General features: G+C 66.6%; 18 protein-coding genes. 13 read left to right on the top strand and 5 right to left on the bottom strand.

Annotated features, from left to right (window positions below; translation table 11 throughout):
• The first annotated feature begins 1 nt into the window (after position 1).
• The 6 genes from sufC to HWN72_RS16195 are packed head-to-tail and all read left to right on the top strand — an operon-like array spanning position 2 to position 4,013.
• Entirely contained in the window at positions 2-754 is a 753-nt protein-coding gene (sufC, locus tag HWN72_RS16170) for a Fe-S cluster assembly ATPase SufC (protein ID WP_211150717.1), read from the top strand.
• Positions 751-1,488 (top strand): SufD family Fe-S cluster assembly protein, encoded by a 738-nt coding sequence (locus HWN72_RS16175; protein WP_211150718.1) that lies wholly within the window; start codon positions 751-753, stop codon positions 1,486-1,488. Before sufC ends, HWN72_RS16175 begins: the two co-directional genes overlap by 4 nt.
• Positions 1,485-2,684 carry an aminotransferase class V-fold PLP-dependent enzyme gene (locus HWN72_RS16180; protein WP_211150719.1) on the top strand — a complete coding sequence of 400 codons (1,200 nt, stop codon included), beginning with the start codon at positions 1,485-1,487 and terminating at the stop codon, positions 2,682-2,684. The genes HWN72_RS16175 and HWN72_RS16180 overlap by 4 nt, the downstream gene beginning before the upstream one ends.
• Entirely contained in the window at positions 2,681-3,151 is a 471-nt protein-coding gene (locus HWN72_RS16185) for an SUF system Fe-S cluster assembly protein (protein WP_008829378.1), read from the top strand. The genes HWN72_RS16180 and HWN72_RS16185 overlap by 4 nt, the downstream gene beginning before the upstream one ends.
• Positions 3,148-3,651: a GNAT family N-acetyltransferase gene (locus HWN72_RS16190; protein WP_008829377.1), complete on the top strand. Its 504-nt coding sequence runs from the start codon at positions 3,148-3,150 to the stop codon at positions 3,649-3,651. Before HWN72_RS16185 ends, HWN72_RS16190 begins: the two co-directional genes overlap by 4 nt.
• Positions 3,648-4,013, top strand: coding sequence for an iron-sulfur cluster assembly accessory protein (locus tag HWN72_RS16195; RefSeq protein WP_069708586.1), 366 nt, complete (start codon positions 3,648-3,650; stop codon positions 4,011-4,013). Before HWN72_RS16190 ends, HWN72_RS16195 begins: the two co-directional genes overlap by 4 nt.
• Positions 4,014-4,146: 133 nt before the next feature.
• On the opposite strand, the gene HWN72_RS16200 is transcribed toward HWN72_RS16195, so the two are convergent.
• Positions 4,147-5,289 carry a serine hydrolase gene (locus tag HWN72_RS16200; protein WP_036525695.1) on the bottom strand — a complete coding sequence of 381 codons (1,143 nt, stop codon included), beginning with the start codon at positions 5,287-5,289 and terminating at the stop codon, positions 4,147-4,149.
• Between the two features lie 31 nt (positions 5,290-5,320).
• On the opposite strand from HWN72_RS16200, the gene HWN72_RS16205 reads away from it, so the two are divergent.
• Complete coding sequence (locus tag HWN72_RS16205; RefSeq protein ID WP_008829374.1) at positions 5,321-5,719, top strand: hypothetical protein; 399 nt, start codon at positions 5,321-5,323, stop codon at positions 5,717-5,719.
• Between the two features lie 90 nt (positions 5,720-5,809).
• On the opposite strand, the gene mnmA is transcribed toward HWN72_RS16205, so the two are convergent.
• Positions 5,810-6,964 (bottom strand): tRNA 2-thiouridine(34) synthase MnmA, encoded by a 1,155-nt coding sequence (gene mnmA, locus HWN72_RS16210; protein ID WP_211150720.1) that lies wholly within the window; start codon positions 6,962-6,964, stop codon positions 5,810-5,812.
• Between the two features lie 257 nt (positions 6,965-7,221).
• On the opposite strand from mnmA, the gene HWN72_RS16215 reads away from it, so the two are divergent.
• The 6 genes from HWN72_RS16215 (at position 7,222) to HWN72_RS16240 (ending at position 14,568) form a co-directional block, all read left to right on the top strand.
• On the top strand, positions 7,222-7,470 hold the full coding sequence (locus HWN72_RS16215) for a hypothetical protein (RefSeq protein ID WP_008829372.1): 249 nt from the start codon (positions 7,222-7,224) through the stop codon (positions 7,468-7,470).
• A 2-nt stretch (positions 7,471-7,472) separates the two neighbouring features.
• Entirely contained in the window at positions 7,473-7,772 is a 300-nt protein-coding gene (locus HWN72_RS16220) for a DUF1153 domain-containing protein (RefSeq protein WP_008829371.1), read from the top strand.
• A 294-nt stretch (positions 7,773-8,066) separates the two neighbouring features.
• Positions 8,067-9,305: an efflux RND transporter periplasmic adaptor subunit gene (locus HWN72_RS16225; protein WP_211150721.1), complete on the top strand. Its 1,239-nt coding sequence runs from the start codon at positions 8,067-8,069 to the stop codon at positions 9,303-9,305.
• 16 nt (positions 9,306-9,321) lie between these two features.
• Entirely contained in the window at positions 9,322-12,741 is a 3,420-nt protein-coding gene (locus HWN72_RS16230; RefSeq protein ID WP_211150722.1) for an efflux RND transporter permease subunit, read from the top strand.
• An 82-nt stretch (positions 12,742-12,823) separates the two neighbouring features.
• Positions 12,824-14,032 carry a DUF445 domain-containing protein gene (locus HWN72_RS16235; protein WP_211150784.1) on the top strand — a complete coding sequence of 403 codons (1,209 nt, stop codon included), beginning with the start codon at positions 12,824-12,826 and terminating at the stop codon, positions 14,030-14,032.
• Entirely contained in the window at positions 14,029-14,568 is a 540-nt protein-coding gene (locus HWN72_RS16240; protein WP_036525690.1) for a GNAT family N-acetyltransferase, read from the top strand. Before HWN72_RS16235 ends, HWN72_RS16240 begins: the two co-directional genes overlap by 4 nt.
• An 8-nt stretch (positions 14,569-14,576) precedes the next feature.
• Here the strand turns inward: HWN72_RS16240 and HWN72_RS16245 are convergent, their stop codons facing one another.
• The 3 genes from HWN72_RS16245 to HWN72_RS16255 form a co-directional block, all read right to left on the bottom strand.
• Complete coding sequence (locus HWN72_RS16245) at positions 14,577-15,404, bottom strand: energy transducer TonB (protein ID WP_211150723.1); 828 nt, start codon at positions 15,402-15,404, stop codon at positions 14,577-14,579.
• Positions 15,405-15,572: 168 nt separating this feature from the next.
• Complete coding sequence (locus HWN72_RS16250) at positions 15,573-16,502, bottom strand: electron transfer flavoprotein subunit alpha/FixB family protein (protein WP_211150724.1); 930 nt, start codon at positions 16,500-16,502, stop codon at positions 15,573-15,575.
• A complete protein-coding gene (locus HWN72_RS16255) occupies positions 16,502-17,248 on the bottom strand; it encodes an electron transfer flavoprotein subunit beta/FixA family protein (RefSeq protein WP_211150725.1) in 747 nt (248 codons plus the stop codon). Before HWN72_RS16255 ends, HWN72_RS16250 begins: the two co-directional genes overlap by 1 nt.
• Positions 17,249-17,365: the final 117 nt, after the last annotated feature.

Consider the following 17,365-nt stretch of genomic DNA (forward strand, 5'->3'; position numbering starts at 1 on the left):
CATGCTCAAGATCGATAACCTGACAGCAAACGTCGCCGACAAGCCGATCCTCAAGGGTCTGTCGCTCACCATCAATCCCGGCGAGATCCACGCGATCATGGGCCCCAACGGCGCGGGCAAGTCGACGCTGGGCTACACGCTGGGCGGCCGTCCGGGCTATGACGTGACCGGCGGTTCGGTGGATTTCGCAGGCCAGGACCTGCTCGAACTCGAACCGCACGAGCGCGCTGCCGCCGGCCTATTCCTGGGCTTCCAGTACCCGGTCGAGATTCCCGGCGTCTCCTTCGTCCAGTTCCTGCGCGAGGCGGCCAACGCCCAGCGCAAGGGGCGCGGCGAAGAACCGCTTTCGGGCGGCGAATTCCTCAAGCTCGCCAAGGAAAAGGCGGGCCTGCTGCGCATGGACATGGACATGCTCAAGCGCCCTGTGAACGTCGGCTTCTCAGGCGGTGAGAAGAAGCGCGCCGAGATGGTGCAGATGGGCATCCTGAACCCCAGGCTGGCGATCCTCGACGAGACCGACTCCGGCCTCGACATCGATGCGCTGCGCATCTGCGGCGAAGGCATCAACGCGATCATGCGCGCACCCGACAAGGCAGTGCTGCTCATCACCCACTACCAGCGCCTGCTGGACTACGTGAAGCCGGACTTCGTCCACGTCCTCGCCGCGGGGCGCATCGTCAAGTCGGGCGGCCCCGACCTCGCCCTGCGCCTTGAGGAAGAGGGCTACGAGGCGGTGGTGCAGGAGGCGGCATGAACGTCGAACTGGCCCTCCCCACCCGCAGGCACGAGGACTTCCGCTACTCCGACATCGCGGCGCTGGAGACCGTCTGGCCGATCGTGACCGAAGAGATCGCGGTCGCGGACGGTGCCGAGGATTCGCTGCAGATCGTCGAGACCGGTGCCGGAGCCGTCGCCCGCCACATCGCCATCACGCTCGGCAAGGGCGCGAAGTTCGATCTTCGCGTGCTGACCGCCGGGCCTGCCTATGGCCGCATCGCAGTGGACGTACGACTGGCCGAAGGCGCCGACTTCACGCTGGGCGCGGCGCAGCTGGCTACGGCTGAGGAGACGCTGGAAATCGTCACCGAAGTGACCCACGCGGGCCTCAACGCCACCTCCGAGCAGATCGTGCGGACGGTGCTGGCAGGCAAGTCGGTCGGCACCTACCTCGGCCGCATCGCGGTGGAGCGCGGCGCCGACGGCACCGATGCCGAGCAGTCGGTGCGCGCCATGCTGCTGGAGCGTACGGCGACCGCCAATGCGCGCCCGGAACTGGAAATCTACGCCGACGACGTCAAGGCCGCGCATGGCTGCGCGGTGGGCGAACTCGACGCGCAGGGCCTGTTCTACCTGATGAGCCGCGGCCTTACCCCGCCGCAGGCAAAGCGCCTGATGCTGCAGGCCTTCATCGCCGAAGCCTTCACCGGCGCGGCGGGCGAAGAGGAACTGAGCGCAGCGGCGATCGCCCGTCTGGAGGCGATCCTGTGAGGCTCGACACCGCAGAACTCGCGCTCAAGAGCCAGTTCCCGGGTCTGGCGGGTGACTGGCACTACCTCGACACCGCCGCCACCGCGCAGAAGCCGCAAGCGGTGATCGACGCCACCGTCGCCGCGATGGGCCGCGACTATGCGACCGTGCATCGCGGCGTCTACGCACGCTCGGCCGACATGACGCTGGCGTTCGAGGCGGCCCGCCGCCGCACCGCCGCGTTCCTGAACGCCGAGGAAGACGAGATCGTCTTCACGCGCGGCGCGACCGAATCGATCAACCTCGTCGCGCAGAGCTGGGCCGCCGCCAATCTCAAGGCGGGCGACCGCATCCTGCTCTCGATGCTGGAGCACCACTCCAACATCGTGCCCTGGCAGCTGCTGCGCAACGGCGTGGAGATCGACGTCTGCCCGCTCGACGCCGAAGGACGGATCGATCTCGAAGCCGCCGAGCGCATCCTGACGCCCGCGCACAAGCTGGTCGCCTTCGCCCACGTGTCGAACGTGCTGGGCTCGGTGCTCCACGTGGAACACGCCGCGAAGCTGGCGCATGCGGTCGGCGCGAAGCTGCTGATCGACGGCTGCCAGGCCGCGCCTCGCCTCGCGCTCGACGTCAAGGCGTTCGACTGCGACTTCTACGCCTTCTCTGCGCACAAGCTCTACGGTCCGACCGGGATCGGCGTGCTCTGGGCGCGCAAGGAAATCCTCGAGGGGATGCAGCCCTGGCAGGGCGGCGGCTCGATGATCGACAAGGTCACCTTCGAGAAGACCACTTACGCCCCCGCGCCACAGCGCTTCGAGGCCGGCACGCCCAACATCGTCGAGGCCATCGGCATGGCCGCCGCGATGGACTGGCTTGCCGCCATCGGCCTGAACCGCGCCGAAAAGCACGAGCGTGATCTTGCTGTCCTGCTGCGCAGCGAACTGCGCAAGCGTAACGATGTGACGCTGTTCGGGCCGGACGATTCGCTCGGCATCGTCAGTTTTGCGCTCGACGGGGTGCATCCGCACGACCTCGGCACCATATTGGACGAAGAAGGCGTGGCGATCCGCGCCGGGCACCACTGTGCCCAGCCGCTGATGGAACACCTTGGCGTCCCCGCGACGGTGCGGGCCAGCTTCGGTCTCTACAGCGATGAAAGCGATATCGAGGCGCTCCTGAAAGGGATCGAGCGCACCAGGAGAATTTTCGGATGAGTGACCAGAAGCCTGCATTCAGCGTAGAGGAAGTCGATGCGGCTCCCCCCGCTCCGCGTGCGCGCGTGGACGATGCCGTGCCCCCGCCCGAGGAACGCAAGCGCGACTATCTCGATGGGTTCCTCGCCGAAAAGCCACAGGCCATCGATCCGGCCGACCCGGGCGGTGCGATCTACGACGGCGTGATCGATGCGCTGAAGGAGATCTTCGACCCCGAGATCCCGGTGAACATCTACGACCTCGGACTGATCTACGGCGTCGAGGTTTCGCCTGAAGCCTCGGTGCAGGTCATCATGACGCTCACCACCCCCCACTGCCCGGTGGCCGAATCGATGCCGGGCGAAGTGGAACTGCGCGTTTCCGCCGTACCCGGCGTGCGCGACTGCGAAGTGAACCTCGTCTGGGATCCGCCGTGGGACATGGCCAAGATGACCGACGAGGCCAAGCTGGAACTGGGAATGCTGTGAGCGATACCCTCGCCCCTGACCTTGTGATCACGCGCGCCGACTTCGCCGATCCTGCCGACGCGGCGGCGATCGTGGCGATGCTCGACGTCTATGCGCGCGATCCGATGGGTGGTGGCGAACCGCTTTCCGACGACGTGCGCGAACGGCTGGTGCCGGCTCTGGCGCAAGTGCCCGGCGCCTTCGTGCTGCTCGCGCGGCTAGACGGTGAGGCCGTGGGCATCGCCAACTGCTTCACCGGCTTCTCGACCTTCGCGGCGCGCCCTTTGGTCAACATCCACGACATCGCCGTCGCCCCCGGCCATCGCGGCAAGGGCATCGCCCGCGCCCTGTTCGCCGCGATCGAGGTCGAGGCCCGTACGCGCGGCGCCTGCAAGATCACGCTCGAAGTGCTGAGCGGGAACCAGCGCGCCAAAGAACTCTACGCATCGCTGGGCTACGGCGACTACCAGCTCGACCCCGAAACCGGACACGCGCTGTTCTGGCAGAAGAGGCTCTCATGACCGACACCACCACCAAGACCCGCCCTGCCCGCCCCGCCGCCGTCATCCTGACGCCGAACGCGGAAACCCGCATCGCCAAGCTGATGGGCGAGGCCCCTGAAGGCGCGATCGGCGTGAAGCTGTCCACCCCGCGCCGGGGCTGCTCGGGCCTCGCCTACTCGGTCGACTACGTGACCGAGGAAGCCAAGTTCGACGAGAAGATCGAGACCCCCGGCGGCCTGTTCTACATCGACGGCGCCTCGGTGCTGTACCTCGTGGGTAGCACGATGGACTGGGTGGAGGACGATTTCACCGCCGGGTTCGTGTTCAACAACCCGAACGCCAAGGGCGCGTGCGGCTGCGGCGAAAGCTTCACGGTCTAGGGCCTTCAGGCCCCACCCCGTCCGGCTAGTTCGCTTCGCTCTCAAGTCTCGCTGGCCCTCCCGCAAGCGGGAGGGCCAGCGAGACTTAGGCCGCAGGCCTTAGTCGCAGCGGGGTGGGCACCCCGCCCGCACCTCAATTCTTCGGAAACAGTGCCAGCAACGCGCCCAGCCGGTCATGTACCTCGCGCGCCTGCGCCGGGTCGCTGTGGCCGATGCGCACGACCGTCAGCAATTGCCCGGGCGAGCCGATCACGAACTGCCCGTAATCCCCAAGGCACGCGAAGACGTCCTTCTCCGCCGCACCGGGCCAAAGGCGGGCGCCGTCGCTCGCCTCCCCGCGATTGAGCCAGACGCCCGCACCGTAGCCGGGCTCGCGCGGGCTTGGTTCCAGCATGAACTGCATCCAGCGGCGCGGCAGGATCTGCGCGCCGCCGACCGAGCCGGTGTGGCGGATGAACTCGCCCAGATTGCCCCAGTCGCGCGCGGTCATGGCGATCATGCCCGAGCCGATCATCGTACCCGCCCGGTCGTACCCGACGATCGCCGAGCCCAGCCCGATCGGCTGCAGCACGCGGTTGCGTAAGTAGTCGCTCACCGCCGCCCGCCGCCGCAGCGCATCGTGATCGGGCGAGAGTACGCGTGCGGCGAGGTCCGAAAGGATCACCGCGCTGGCCGAGGAATGCACGAAGATCTTGCCCGCCGGGGCCTCGAGCGGCTGCGCCTCGGCATAGGAGGCCATGTCGTCGCGGCCATCGAGGAACAGCATGCGCATGCGGTCCGATTCGTCCTCGATTCGGCCGGTTCCGGCGCTGGTCGTCTCAACGTGGCGCAGGCCCGAGCGCATCTGCAGGAGCTGGCGCAAGGTGATGACGCCGCGTGGGTCACCCGGGCGCTGCCATTCGGGCACAGGGGCCGATTCGTTGAGGCGCAGGCGGCCGTCGCTGACCAGTTGGCCGATCATCAGCGCGGTCACGCACTGGCCAGCCGACCAGCCGGGAAGGCGCGAATCGGGCTTAACGCCCTCGCCGTAGCGCTCGACCACGACCGAGCCGCGCTTGAGGATGACGAGGGCGTCGGTCTTGCCCACCGCCTCGTCGTCGAACAGGCGGTCGATGGTCCGACCCAGCGATTCGCGCGGGGCGCCGCCGGAATCCTTGATCGCGGCGAGCGATTCGGTGCTCGGCGGCGGCGGTCCTTCGGGCGCGCCGGAGCCGCAGCCCCACAGGGCTGGCAGCATCAGCATCGCGGCGATAAGGGGGGGACGGCGCACCGACATGGCGCGCCGGTCATGTGCGAGGCGTTTGAGAATGGCAACATCCGGGCAACCCGGACCGGGGGACAAGGCCGCAGGCGGGGCCTACCCGACGCGGCAGCCCTCGCGGTGGAAGCGCAACGTGATCCTGCTCGTGCTGCTGGCCGCCGTACTGGGGCTCGGCTGGATGTGGCGCGGCTTGCGTGAGGAAGCGCTGGTCGGCGCCGCCTATGGCGCACGGATCGGCTGCGTCTGCCGGTTCGTATCGCAGCGGCCGATGGACTTGTGCGAGGGCGATCTCAAGGTGGCAGGGCTCGCGGGCGCCGGGCGCTGGGTATCGCTTTCGGAGGATGCCGATACGCGCACGGTCAGGGCCTCGGTGCCGCTGCTGGCGAAGCAGAGCGCGGATTTCGATCCCGCGCGCGGGTGCCGGCTGGAGCCGTGGCAGGATTGACCACCCTTTCGTCATTGCGAGCGCAGCGAAGCAATCCAGGGCAGTTTCACACCGCGCTGGATTGCTTCGCTATGCTCGCAATGACGAGGGTTAAGCCGCGCTTTCGGTCGAATCGATCCAGCCGCCGCCGATCACCCGCTCCCCGGCATAGATAACCGCCGCCTGACCCGGCGCTACGCCGTATTCGGGCGCAGCGAAGCGGATCGTCGTGTCCGCGCCCTCGCCCAGCGGGCCGTCGAGCACGATCGGCACCGGCTTGGCCAGCGAGCGGACCTTGGCGGTCAGCGGTGCATCGGGAATCGGGCCGATGCGATTGGTCTCCACCAGCCGTGCCGAGGCGGTCGCCAGCAGGCGGCGCGGGCCGACGCGGACCTGCCGGGTTTCCGCCTCTATGCCGGTGACGTAGAGCGGCTCGGGCTGGCCGCCGATCTCGAGGCCCCGGCGCTGGCCCACGGTGTAGTGGATGACGCCGCGATGGCTGCCGAGCACCGCGCCGGTCTCGGCATGGACGATCTCGCCCGGTGCCTCGCCCTCGGGACGGACCGCGCGGACGATCTTGGCGTAGTCGCCATCGGGCACGAAGCAGATGTCCTGGCTGTCGGGCTTGGCGGCGACGCGCAGGCCCGCCGCTTCGGCCAGACGGCGCGTCTCGGTCTTGGGCAGGCCGCCGAGAGGAAAGCGCAGGAAATCCAGCTGCTTCTCGGTGGTGCCGTAAAGGAAGTAGCTCTGGTCGCGCGCCGGATCGAGGGCGCGGTGCAGTTCCGAACCCGCCGCGCCCATCACCCGGCGCACGTAGTGGCCGGTGGCGAGGCAGTCCGCCCCCAGTTCGCGCGCCATCGTCAGCAGGTCGGTGAACTTCGGTCCCATGTTGCAGCGAATGCAGGGGATCGGCGTGCGCCCGGCGAGGTAGTCGTCGGCGAAGCGCTCGACCACTTCCTCGCGGAAGGCGCTCTCGTGATCGAAGACGTAGTGGGCGATGCCTAGGCGGTCGGCGACCGCGCGCGCGTCGCGGATGTCGTCGCCGGCGCAGCACGCGCCCTTGCGGCCGGTCGCGGCGCCGTAGTCGTAGAGTTGAAGGGTTACGCCGATGACTTCCGCCCCGCTCGCGGCGGCAAGAGCGGCGACGACCGAACTGTCCACGCCCCCTGACATGGCCACGACGATGCGGCGGGCGGACACAGGCTCGGCAAGTTGGAACAGTTCGGCGGGGTCGAGCCCGGAAAGAAGATCGGAAAACGCGGTCATGGTGGGGGCGCACATACAGCCAAGCGCGCCGGATTCCTATCCTCCGCCTTTTTCGCCCCCTTTCCCATCGTGAAGAAAGGGTAAAAACGGCTTTTACGATCCCTTGACCACCTGCGGGTTATAGGGCCTGCATCATGAACGTCGCACCACATCACATGACCCCCGATACAGGGGACGCTCCGGGTCGCACCGCAGGGATACCTGCGGTTCCGGGCTGCGACGGGCTTTCCGAAGGGCACCTCCCCGCCGATCCCGCAATGATCGACTGGCAGGCGCTGCGCTCCCGCCTCTTCGCCACGCACGACCGGCTCGGTGTGCTGGGAGAGGACGCGGCAGCCACGCGGCTTCGGCTGCGCGGCAGCTTCGACGGGTGCGCCGCCTCGGCTCTTAATGCTTACGAAGAATGCTCAAGAAACGTTAACCTTGATGCTTCAAGCAATGGCAAGCCCGTTGGAGGCAAGGATTCTCCAGTCGCCGATGTGAACGATAGCGGCGAACGAGGGTAAAGATGATCGAGAACCAGAAAATCCGTCCGGCACAGGTGATCGGCCCGCTCGGCGAGCCGCTGACGGTTGCCGACCTCCCCCCCCCAAACACCACGCGCTGGGTCGTGCGCCGCAAGGCCGAAGTCGTCGCCGCCGTCAACGGCGGCCTGCTGACGATCGACGAAGTCTGCGAGCGCTATTGCCTCACGCTCGAGGAATTCGCCTCGTGGCAGCGCGCCGTCGATCGTTCGGGCATGCAGGGCCTGCGTGTGACACGAATCCAACACTATCGCGATCTCTACGAGCGCCAGCAGAAGTTCTGAGCACTCTCTAACTTCGTCAACCAAGTCCAAAGGCGGCCGTGGAGCATCTTCACGGTCGCCTTTTCACGTTCCGACGCAATAAAACGCATTTACCTGGCCAGACTGGCGCAATGAAGTCGTTCGTCGATGCCTGTCGACGTGAAACCCGGTTCGCGTTGCCACCCTGTTCCCGCGAGTATATGAATCCAGCGGTTTAAGCCATATCGGCAGCCCCGCCTGAATACAGGCACAAGGGCGGACGATGCGGCGGGAGAGCACGCCGCCCGGGGGCGCGTGCATGCGTGCGGTGAACAGATGAACTACGATGGCAAGATTGAAGCCGGCCCCTCTCAGGTCGGCGGGCAGGCAGACGAACCTCACGTCTTCGACGCGACGGGCACCTCGCTCGACAGGGACGATGCCCTGGACCGTCGCTCGCGCCGGGTGATCGTGCTCGTCATCGTCACCGTCGTGCTGCTGGCGGCCGCGCTGTGGTTCGTGCTCCACAAGGGCGACGCGGCCGATGCCGCCGGTGCAGATACCACGCAGGTTCCCGTCGTCTCGGTCGTCGTGCCGGGCCGCTCCAGCGTTGCCGGGGAAATCACCGGCACCGGATCGCTCGCTGCACGCCGCGCGATGCCGGTGGGGTCGGTCGGCGAAGGCGGCGAAGTGCGCGAAGTGCGCGTCGATGCGGGCGACTGGGTCGAAAAGGGCCAGGTCCTCGCGGTGATCGACCGTTCGGTGCAGGTCCAGTCCGCCGCCAGCCAGTCCGCGCAGGTCCGCGTGGCAGAGGCCGATGCCCGGCTCGCACAGGCCAACCTCGATCGCGGCCTCAAGCTCGTCGATCGCGGCTTCATCTCCAAGGCCGACATCGACCAGCTGACCGCGACCCGCGATGCCGCGGCTGCCCGCGTCGGCGTGGCCCGCGCCACGCTCGGCCAGTTGCAGGCGCAGAATGCGCGGCTCAACATCGTCGCCCCCGCCTCGGGCCTCGTGCTCGCACGCAACGTCGAGGTCGGCCAGGTGGTGAGCGGCGGCAGCGGCGTGCTGTTCAACCTTGCCCGCGACGGCGAGATGGAACTGCTGGCGCTGCTCTCGGAGGACGACCTTGCCAAGCTGCACGTCGGCGTCACCGCCAACGTCACGCCGGTCGGCTCGGGCAGGAGCTTCACCGGGCAGGTCTGGCAGCTCGCGCCCACCATCGACAACACCACCCGCCAGGGCACCGCGCGCATCGCGCTCAAGTACGACCCGGCGCTGCGTCCGGGCGGCTTCGCCACCGCCGTGATCGAAAGCGGCACGGTCGTCGCACCGATGCTGCCCGAATCCGCGATCCAGAACGATGCCAAGGGCGCGTTCGTCTATGTCGTCGGCAAGGACGATCGCGTCCACCGGCAGGCGGTGAAGACCGGCCTCGTCACCGCGACGGGCATCACCGTCACCTCGGGCCTCAATGGCGACGAGAAGATCGTGATGCGCGCGGGCGGCTTCCTCAACGACGGGGACAAGGTCAAGCCGCGCCCCGCCGCTGCGACCCCAGTTTCCGGCAAGTAACGGGCGAGCCGAACCCATGCGCAACATCTCGGCCTGGTCGATCCGCAATCCGATCATCCCGATCGTCTTCTTCATCGGCCTGATGATCGCCGGCATCGTCTCGTTCAACCGAATGGACGTGAACAACATGCCGGACGTCGAGTTTCCGGGCGTCCACATCGGCGTCTCGCAGCCCGGCGCCGCCCCGACCGAGATCGAGACGCAGATCACCCAGATCGTCGAAGGCTCGGTCCGTTCGATCCCTGGTGTCGAGGAAATCCAGTCAACCGCCTCGGAAGGCCGCTCGACCACACTGGTGTTCTTCTCCGTCGGCACCAACGTCGATGTCGCGACCCAGCAGGTGAAGAACGCGGTCGACCAGGTACGCGGCCAGTTGCCCGACGGCATTCTCGAACCGCAGGTCCAAAAGATCGAGTCCGGCGGCGGCGGCTCGCTCGCCTACTTCGCGGTGCGCGCCGACGACATGACGATCGAGCAACTCAGCTGGTTCGTCGACGACACCATCGCCAAGACTCTGCTCGGGGTAGAGGGCATGGCGACCGTCAGCCGCGACGGCGGCGTCAACCGCGAGATCCGCGTCGTCGTCGATCCCCAGCGCATGCAGGCGCTGGGCGTCAGCGCCGAGGCGCTCAACAACGTGCTGCGGCAGGTCAACGTCGATGCCGCGGGCGGTCAGGCGGAGATCGCCGGATCGCGCCAGTCCGTGCGCGTGCTGGGCAATGCCCAGACCGCCTACGACCTCTCGCAGAAGCGCATCAACCTCGGCAACGGTCGTTCGGTGAAGCTCACCGACGTCGCCAGCGTCCATGACGGCTTCTCCGAGCAGACCGACATCGCCCGCGTCAACGGCCGCGAAGTCGTCACTTTCGGGTTCGAGCGCGCGCGCGGCGCCTCCGACGTCGCCGTCTACGACGCGGCGATGGAGAAGCTGAAGGAAATCCAGAAGTCCCACCCCGACATCCACCTGACCCGCCTGTTCTCGCAGGTGGACTACACGCGCGGCCAGTACACCTCCTCGATGGAGGCGCTGGTCGAAGGCGCGGTGCTGGCCATCGTCATCGTCTTCCTGTTCCTGCGCGACTGGCGCGCGACGATGATCTCGGCGCTGGCGATCCCGCTTTCGGCGATCCCGACCTTCTGGTTCATGGACCTGCTGGGCTTCACGCTGAACTTCCTCTCGCTCCTCGCGCTCAGCCTTGTCGCGGGTGTGCTGGTCGACGACGCCATCGTCGAGATCGAGAACATCGTGCGCCACATGCGCATGGGCAAGAGCGCCTACCAGGCCTCGATCGACGCCGCCGACGAGATCGGCCTCGCGGTCGTCGCGACCACCTTCTCGATCGTCGCGGTGTTCCTGCCGGTAGGCCTGATGCCGGGCATTCCGGGGCAGTTCTTCAAGGCGTTCGGCCTGACCGTCGTGGTCGCGGTGCTGATGAGCCTTGCGGTTGCGCGCGTGATCACGCCGATGGTCGCGGCCTACTTCCTCAAGGCGCACGGCCATGCCGAGCACGGCGGCGGCAAGGCGATGGACGTCTACATGAAGATCCTCGCGTGGACGCTCGACAGCACCGAGGCGCATCGCCGCAAGGCCGCGCTGGTGCGCCAGCCCTTCCACCCCGCCTACGCCGTAGTTGCCACGATCGCGTTCATCCTGCTGATCGCCGCCGGGCTCGCCGCATCCGGACTGCTGTTCACGACCCTGCAGACCGGCATCACCAAGATCGGCCTCAAGGGCGCCGCCTTCGTGATCGCCGCAATCCTCTCCCCGCTCGCCATTCCCGTGGCGATCTGGCTGCTCGGCAAGCTATTCCGCTTGCTCGCCGGCGCGATGGGCGCACTCGGCCGCTGGTATCGCTATTACACCGACCGTGTGATCGCGCGGATGCACGACCACCGCTTCTACGCCTTCTGCGCCTCGGTCTACGCGCTCGTCGTCACGTTCGCGCTGCTCGCCGGCCTGCCGCAGCAGTTCCAGCCCAGCACCAACAATGACACCAGCGAGGTCAAGATCGAACTGGTGCCCGGCACTACGCTCGAACAGTCCGAGTTAATCGGCGGCCGCGTCTCGCGCCTGCTTGAAAAGCAGCCCGAGGTCGAGCGCGTGCTGCAGTTCGCGGGCGAAGGTTCCGGCACGCTCTACATCGCCCTCAAGCCCGCCAAGGAGCGCGAGGCGACCAGCATCGAATTCGAGCGCCGCATGGCCCCGCAACTGCAGGACGTCGCCGATGCGCGCGTCAGCTTCGCCTCGCAGTCGGGCGGGTTCGGTTCGGGCCGCGACTTGTCGATCATGCTGTCGGGCAGCGATTCCGAACTGCTCAACAAGACCGCGCAGACCCTCGTGGAGCAGATGCGCGCGATCCCCGGCGTCGTTGCCCCGCGCATCGCCGCCGACCTGCAGCGCCCCGAACTGCTGATCGTGCCGCGCCCCGACCTTGCCGCGCAGCTTGGCGTTACGACGTCCGCTCTCAGCCAGACGATCCGCATCGCAACGCTGGGCGAGATCGACCAGAACGCCGCCAAGTTCTCGCTGAGCGACCGCCAGGTGCCAATCCGCGTGATCCTCGACCGCACCTCGCGCCGCGATTTCTCGACGATCGAGAACCTGCCGGTCTCCACCGTCAGCGGCGGCACCGTGCCCCTGAAGCGCGTCGCGGAAATCCGCTTCGGCGCCGGCCCCACGCAGATCCAGCGCTACAACCAGTCGCGCCGTATCTTCGTCGGCGCCGACCTCGGCGAAGGGCAGGTCAAGGGGCCGATCATGACGCAGATCCAGAACCTGCCGATCATGAAGAACCTGCCGATGGGCGTCTCCAACGCCCCCGTCGGCGAGGACAAGTGGCAGGCGGAGATGATCACCAACTTCGTCACCGCCGTCATCTCGGGCATCTTCCTGGTGTTTGCGGTGCTGGTGCTGCTCTACAAGCGCTTCGTCTCGCCGCTGGTGAACATGGCCTCGCTGCTACTGGCGCCGCTGGGCGGCATGCTGGCGCTGACCGTCGCCGGGCAGCCGATCTCGATGCCGGTCTACATCGGCATCCTGATGCTGCTGGGCATCGTCGCCAAGAACTCCATCCTGCTGATCGACTTCGCGATCGAGGAGATGAGCAAGGGCGTCGACAAGCTCACCGCCATCATGGACGCCGGGCACAAGCGCGCCCAGCCGATCGTCATGACCACCGTGGCGATGACCGCGGGCATGGTGCCGACCGCGCTGTCGATCTCGGGCGACGGCGCGTTCCGTGCGCCGATGGGCGTGACGGTGATAGGCGGACTTCTGCTCTCCACCCTGCTTACGCTGGTGATCGTGCCTGCAGCCTTCAGCCTCGCCGATGGTTTCGAGAAGCGGGTCGGGCCGAAGCTGCGCAAGTCGCTGCTGACCTACGACCCCGATCAGCACCACGCCGGGACGCCCACTCACGCGCACCCGGCCGAGTAAGGAAGGGGCCAGCTTGCTGCCATTGGGCCGCCGGAATGCAGGTATACCGCTGACGGGCATCGCCATCGATCGAGGCCGCCGGATGCGCCTGTTCGCGACCGGGCTGCTGCTGGCGATGGGTGTCGCCTTCGTCGTGCTCCGCAAGGTTGCAGGCACGCACCCGGCATGGGGGTACGCCATCGCTTTCACCGAGGCCGCGATGGTCGGCGGCCTCGCGGACTGGTTCGCGGTAACCGCGCTGTTCCGCCGTCCGCTCGGCCTGCCGATCCCGCACACGGCGATCATTCCGGAGAACAAGGACCGCATCGCCGATTCGATGGCGACGTTCCTGCGCGACAACTTCCTCACCCCGCAAGTCGTCGCGCGGCGCGTGAACGCTTTCAACTTCGCGGCCGCCGCCGGCACTTTCCTCGCTGACCCGGGACGCGGCGGCCAATCGCGCATCCGCGCGGGCGCGGCGAACCTGATCGCCGACGTGCTCGAATCACTCGATCCCGAACGGCTCGGCAACCAGGTCCGGTCGGGGCTCGCACGCCAGCTGGAGCGGGTGGAAGTCGCCCCCCTGCTCGGCCAGATGCTGAGCGCGATGATCGCCGATCGCCGCCACCTGCCGCTCGTCGAAGGCTCGGTGCGCTGGGTGGGCGAGGCTCTGGAGGCGAACGAGGAGATGGTACGCGCCATGATCCGCGAGCGCGCCCACAGCCTGCTGCGCCTGACCGGCCTCGACACCCGCATCGCCAATTCGGTGCTCGACGGCCTCTACAAGCTGCTTGCCGAGATGATCGTCCAGCCGGACCACCCGCTGAAGCTCAAGGTCGAGCAGATGCTGGAAAGCCTCGCCGACCGCCTCGTCAACGATCCGGAAACGCGAGAGCGGGTAGAGAACGCCAAGCGTGAACTGATCGCCAATCCTGCCGTCGGCCAGTGGTGGCAGTCGGTCTGGGAACGCCTGCGCCGCAAGCTGATCGACGCCGCCCGCAACCCCGACGCCGCGCTGGCGGGGCAACTGACGACGATGCTCGGCGAACTGGGCACCGCGCTGCAGGGCGATCGGCGCCTGCAGGCCCAGATCAACCGCTTTGCGCGCCGTACGCTGGTGGGCGTCACCGCGCGCTATGGGGAGGAGATCGTCGGCCTCGTCTCGGGCACCGTGAAGCGCTGGGACGCCCGCACGATCAGCAACCGCCTCGAAGGCGCAGTCGGCCGTGACCTGCAGTTCATCCGCATCAACGGCACGCTGGTGGGTGGCTTGTTCGGCCTATGCATCCATGCGATCGATCGGCTGCTATGACCGATGGACCACTGCTGACAACCGACCGTTTCGACTTGTGGCGCCCGGTGGCGAGCGATCTGCCCCAGCTCTGTGCCCTGATCGACGACGAGGAAACCCGCCGCTACCTCGGCCCTGCTTCAGCCGAACGGCAGCCGCAGTTCGACCGCCTGATGCGGAATGCGGGGTCGTGGATGCTCTATGGCTACGGCACCTTCATGGTGCGTCCGCATGGCGCAGACAGCATCATCGCTGCATGCGGTGTCTTCCATTCGTGGCGTGGCTTCGGCCACGATGTCGGCATGGACGACGTTCCCGAGGCGGGCTGGATCGTCCGCCGCGACTGGTGGGGCAAGCGCGTGGCGGGTGAAGTGATGGAGGCCGTGCTCGGCTGGTTCGACCGGGCGCATGGTCCAAAACGCATCGCCTGCATGATCGAGGAGGGCAATGCGGCGTCGGAACGCGTCGCGGCAGCCCTCGGCTTCGCGCGCTACGGCGCGCATGTCAGCGACGATACGATGCTCATGCTGTTCGAGCGCTTGCCTGGCGGCCGCTGAGTGCGGCGTCAGTTAACGTATACGATACTGCCTGAAAAGAACGAGGCGACAGGCTGGCTGTTGCTATCAAGCGCAGGCTCGAATCTGGCCATGCCGATTACTATGTCGCAAACTTTCGTATTGAAGTTGGCATTCCTGAAGGCGTTTACCGTTTCGCACTGCGTCGGTTGTCCGGCCTTGTCCACCATGACGCGCAAGTTCAGGCGCCCATCCTTGCCCTGATATTCGAGTTCAGACGGGAAATCCTTGAGTATCTCGGAGATCCATTTTTTGTCCGCCACTTTAGGGCGACACGTAAGCTCGGCCTGCTCGGCTGGGTCAAGGCCCCAACTCCGCACCAGCGCGTCGGTGCAAGTCCGCAGCGCGGAAAGCACCGGAAGAACACTGCCGGTGTCGAGAACGAATGTCTGATGCGACGTCCCCAGACTGATCCGATCGACCGTGGCCTCGAAATCAGAATCCGGCATCGGCTCGGCTGCGAAGCCCCCCACCTGCCGGTGCTTCTTGGTAGCCAATGCACTCGAAAGCAGAACCGCGGGACCGTATGCGCCCGCGCGTGCGTTGTGATGCAGACTGGGAAACGAAAGCTCGTGGAGGCCATAGGCGATTCCGAATTGCGGCGCCTGCTGCAGCCGTGCAGCGATCTCGCCTGCAACGGTAACTTCGAAATCGCGACCGGGGCCGTATGTCCTCATGCTCAGCAAAACCGGTCTTTTACTGGTACCGAAGCGTCGAACCATGACGCAACTCGTCTTCTGGTAATCTACCAACCATTGCGAAATCGCGGGCAACATCGTGATTTTGGGTTTGGCGTGGCAGCAGGTTCCGACGGTCAACCCGCAGAGCATCGCAAGAAGAGCCCAAAAATTCCGATGCCTCATGATTGCAACGTCCCCCGACCATGCACATCGTGTAGGCACTGACATCCACACGATACCCAGCAAATAACCCCCGGATTTGCATCCGGGGGTTAAGCATTTGTGACAGAAGGGAATTTTCAGATTTCAAAGCTTGCCGGTAAGCTCCGGCACCGCGCTGAACAGGTCCGCCACGAGGCCCACGTCGGCCACCTGGAAGATTGGGGCATCCTCGTCCTTGTTGATGGCGATGATGGTCTTGGAGTCCTTCATGCCCGCAAGGTGCTGGATTGCGCCCGAGATACCGACCGCGATGTAGACTTCCGGTGCCACGATCTTGCCAGTCTGGCCGACCTGGTAGTCGTTGGGCACATAGCCCGCATCGACCGCAGCGCGCGAAGCGCCGACGGCGGCGCCCAGCTTGTCGGCGAGCGGCATGATCGTGGCCTCGAAGGTCTCCGAGTCCTTCAGCGCGCGGCCACCCGAGACAATGATCTTGGCGCTGGTCAGCTCCGGACGCTCCGACTTGGCGATTTCCGCGCCCACGAAGCTGGAGAGGCCCGCATCACCGGCGCCCGTCACGTCCTCGACCACGCCCGAGCCGCCAGTGGCCTCGGCCTTGGCGAAGGCAGTGCCGCGCACGGTGATGACGAGCTTCGGATCGCTCGATTCGACGGTGGCGATGGCGTTGCCCGCGTAGATCGGACGGGTGAAGGTCTTCTCGCCCTCGACCGAGAGGATGTCCGAGATCTGCGCGACGTCGAGCAGCGCGGCAACGCGCGGGGCGACGTTCTTGCCGGTGGTGGTGGCCGGCGCGACGAAGGCGTCGTGGTGACCCATCAGGTCCACGATCAGCGGCGCGATGTTCTCGGCCAGCGCGTGCTCGTAGGCCGCGTCGTCGGCGAAGTGAACCTTGCCCACGCCAGCGATCTGCGCAGCGGCGTCAGCCACGGCGCGCGCGCCGGAACCGGCGACGAGGAGGTGGACTTCACCCAGCTTGGCAGCAGCGGTGACGGCGGAGAGGGTAGCGTCCTTGACGGAGGCGTTGTCGTGTTCGACCCAAACGAGCGTCTTCATTATGCGACTCCCAGTTCCTTGAGCTTGGCGACGAGGCCGTCGACGTCGGCAACCTTGATACCAGCCGAACGCACGGGCGGCTCGGAGACCTTGAGGGTCTTGAGACGCGGCGCGATGTCGACGCCGTAGTCGGCGGGCGACTTCACATCGAGCTGCTTCTTCTTCGCCTTCATGATGTTGGGCAGCGAAGCGTAGCGCGGCTCGTTGAGGCGCAGGTCGGTGGTGACGATGGCGGGGAGCGACAGCTTCACGGTCTCGAGTCCGCCGTCGACTTCGCGGGTCACGGCAACCGAATCGCCGGCAACATCGACCTTCGAGGCGAAGGTGCCCTGCGGACGGCCCGTCAGCGCGGCGAGCATCTGGCCGGTCTGGTTCGAATCGTCGTCGATCGCCTGCTTGCCGAGGATCACGAGGCCGGGGTTCTCTTCAGCCACGATGGCCTTGAGGATCTTGGCCACGGCCAGCGGTTCGACTTCGGCGTCGGTCTCGATCAGGATCGCGCGGTCGGCGCCCATGGCGAGCGCGGTACGCAGGGTTTCCTGCGCCTTCGCCGGTCCGACCGAGACGGCGATGATCTCTTCGGCCTTGCCCGCTTCCTTGAGGCGGATGGCTTCCTCGACGGCGATCTCGTCGAAGGGGTTCATGCTCATCTTGACGTTGGCAAGGTCAACGCCCGTGCCGTCGGCCTTGACCCGCGGCTTCACGTTGTAATCGATGACCCGCTTAACGGGCACGATGATCTTCATTGCGATCTGTCCTCTCACTGCTGGGACGGCAAATTTAACCGCACGATTAAATTCTGGTGCGAGCTATCGCGTTCCTCTGCCTCGACGTCAAGCCTCGCTAAAGCGCTAAGAGCTTGC

The organism is Novosphingobium sp. HR1a, from assembly GCF_015594425.1.
Classification (GTDB): Bacteria; Pseudomonadota; Alphaproteobacteria; order Sphingomonadales; family Sphingomonadaceae; genus Novosphingobium; species Novosphingobium resinovorum_A.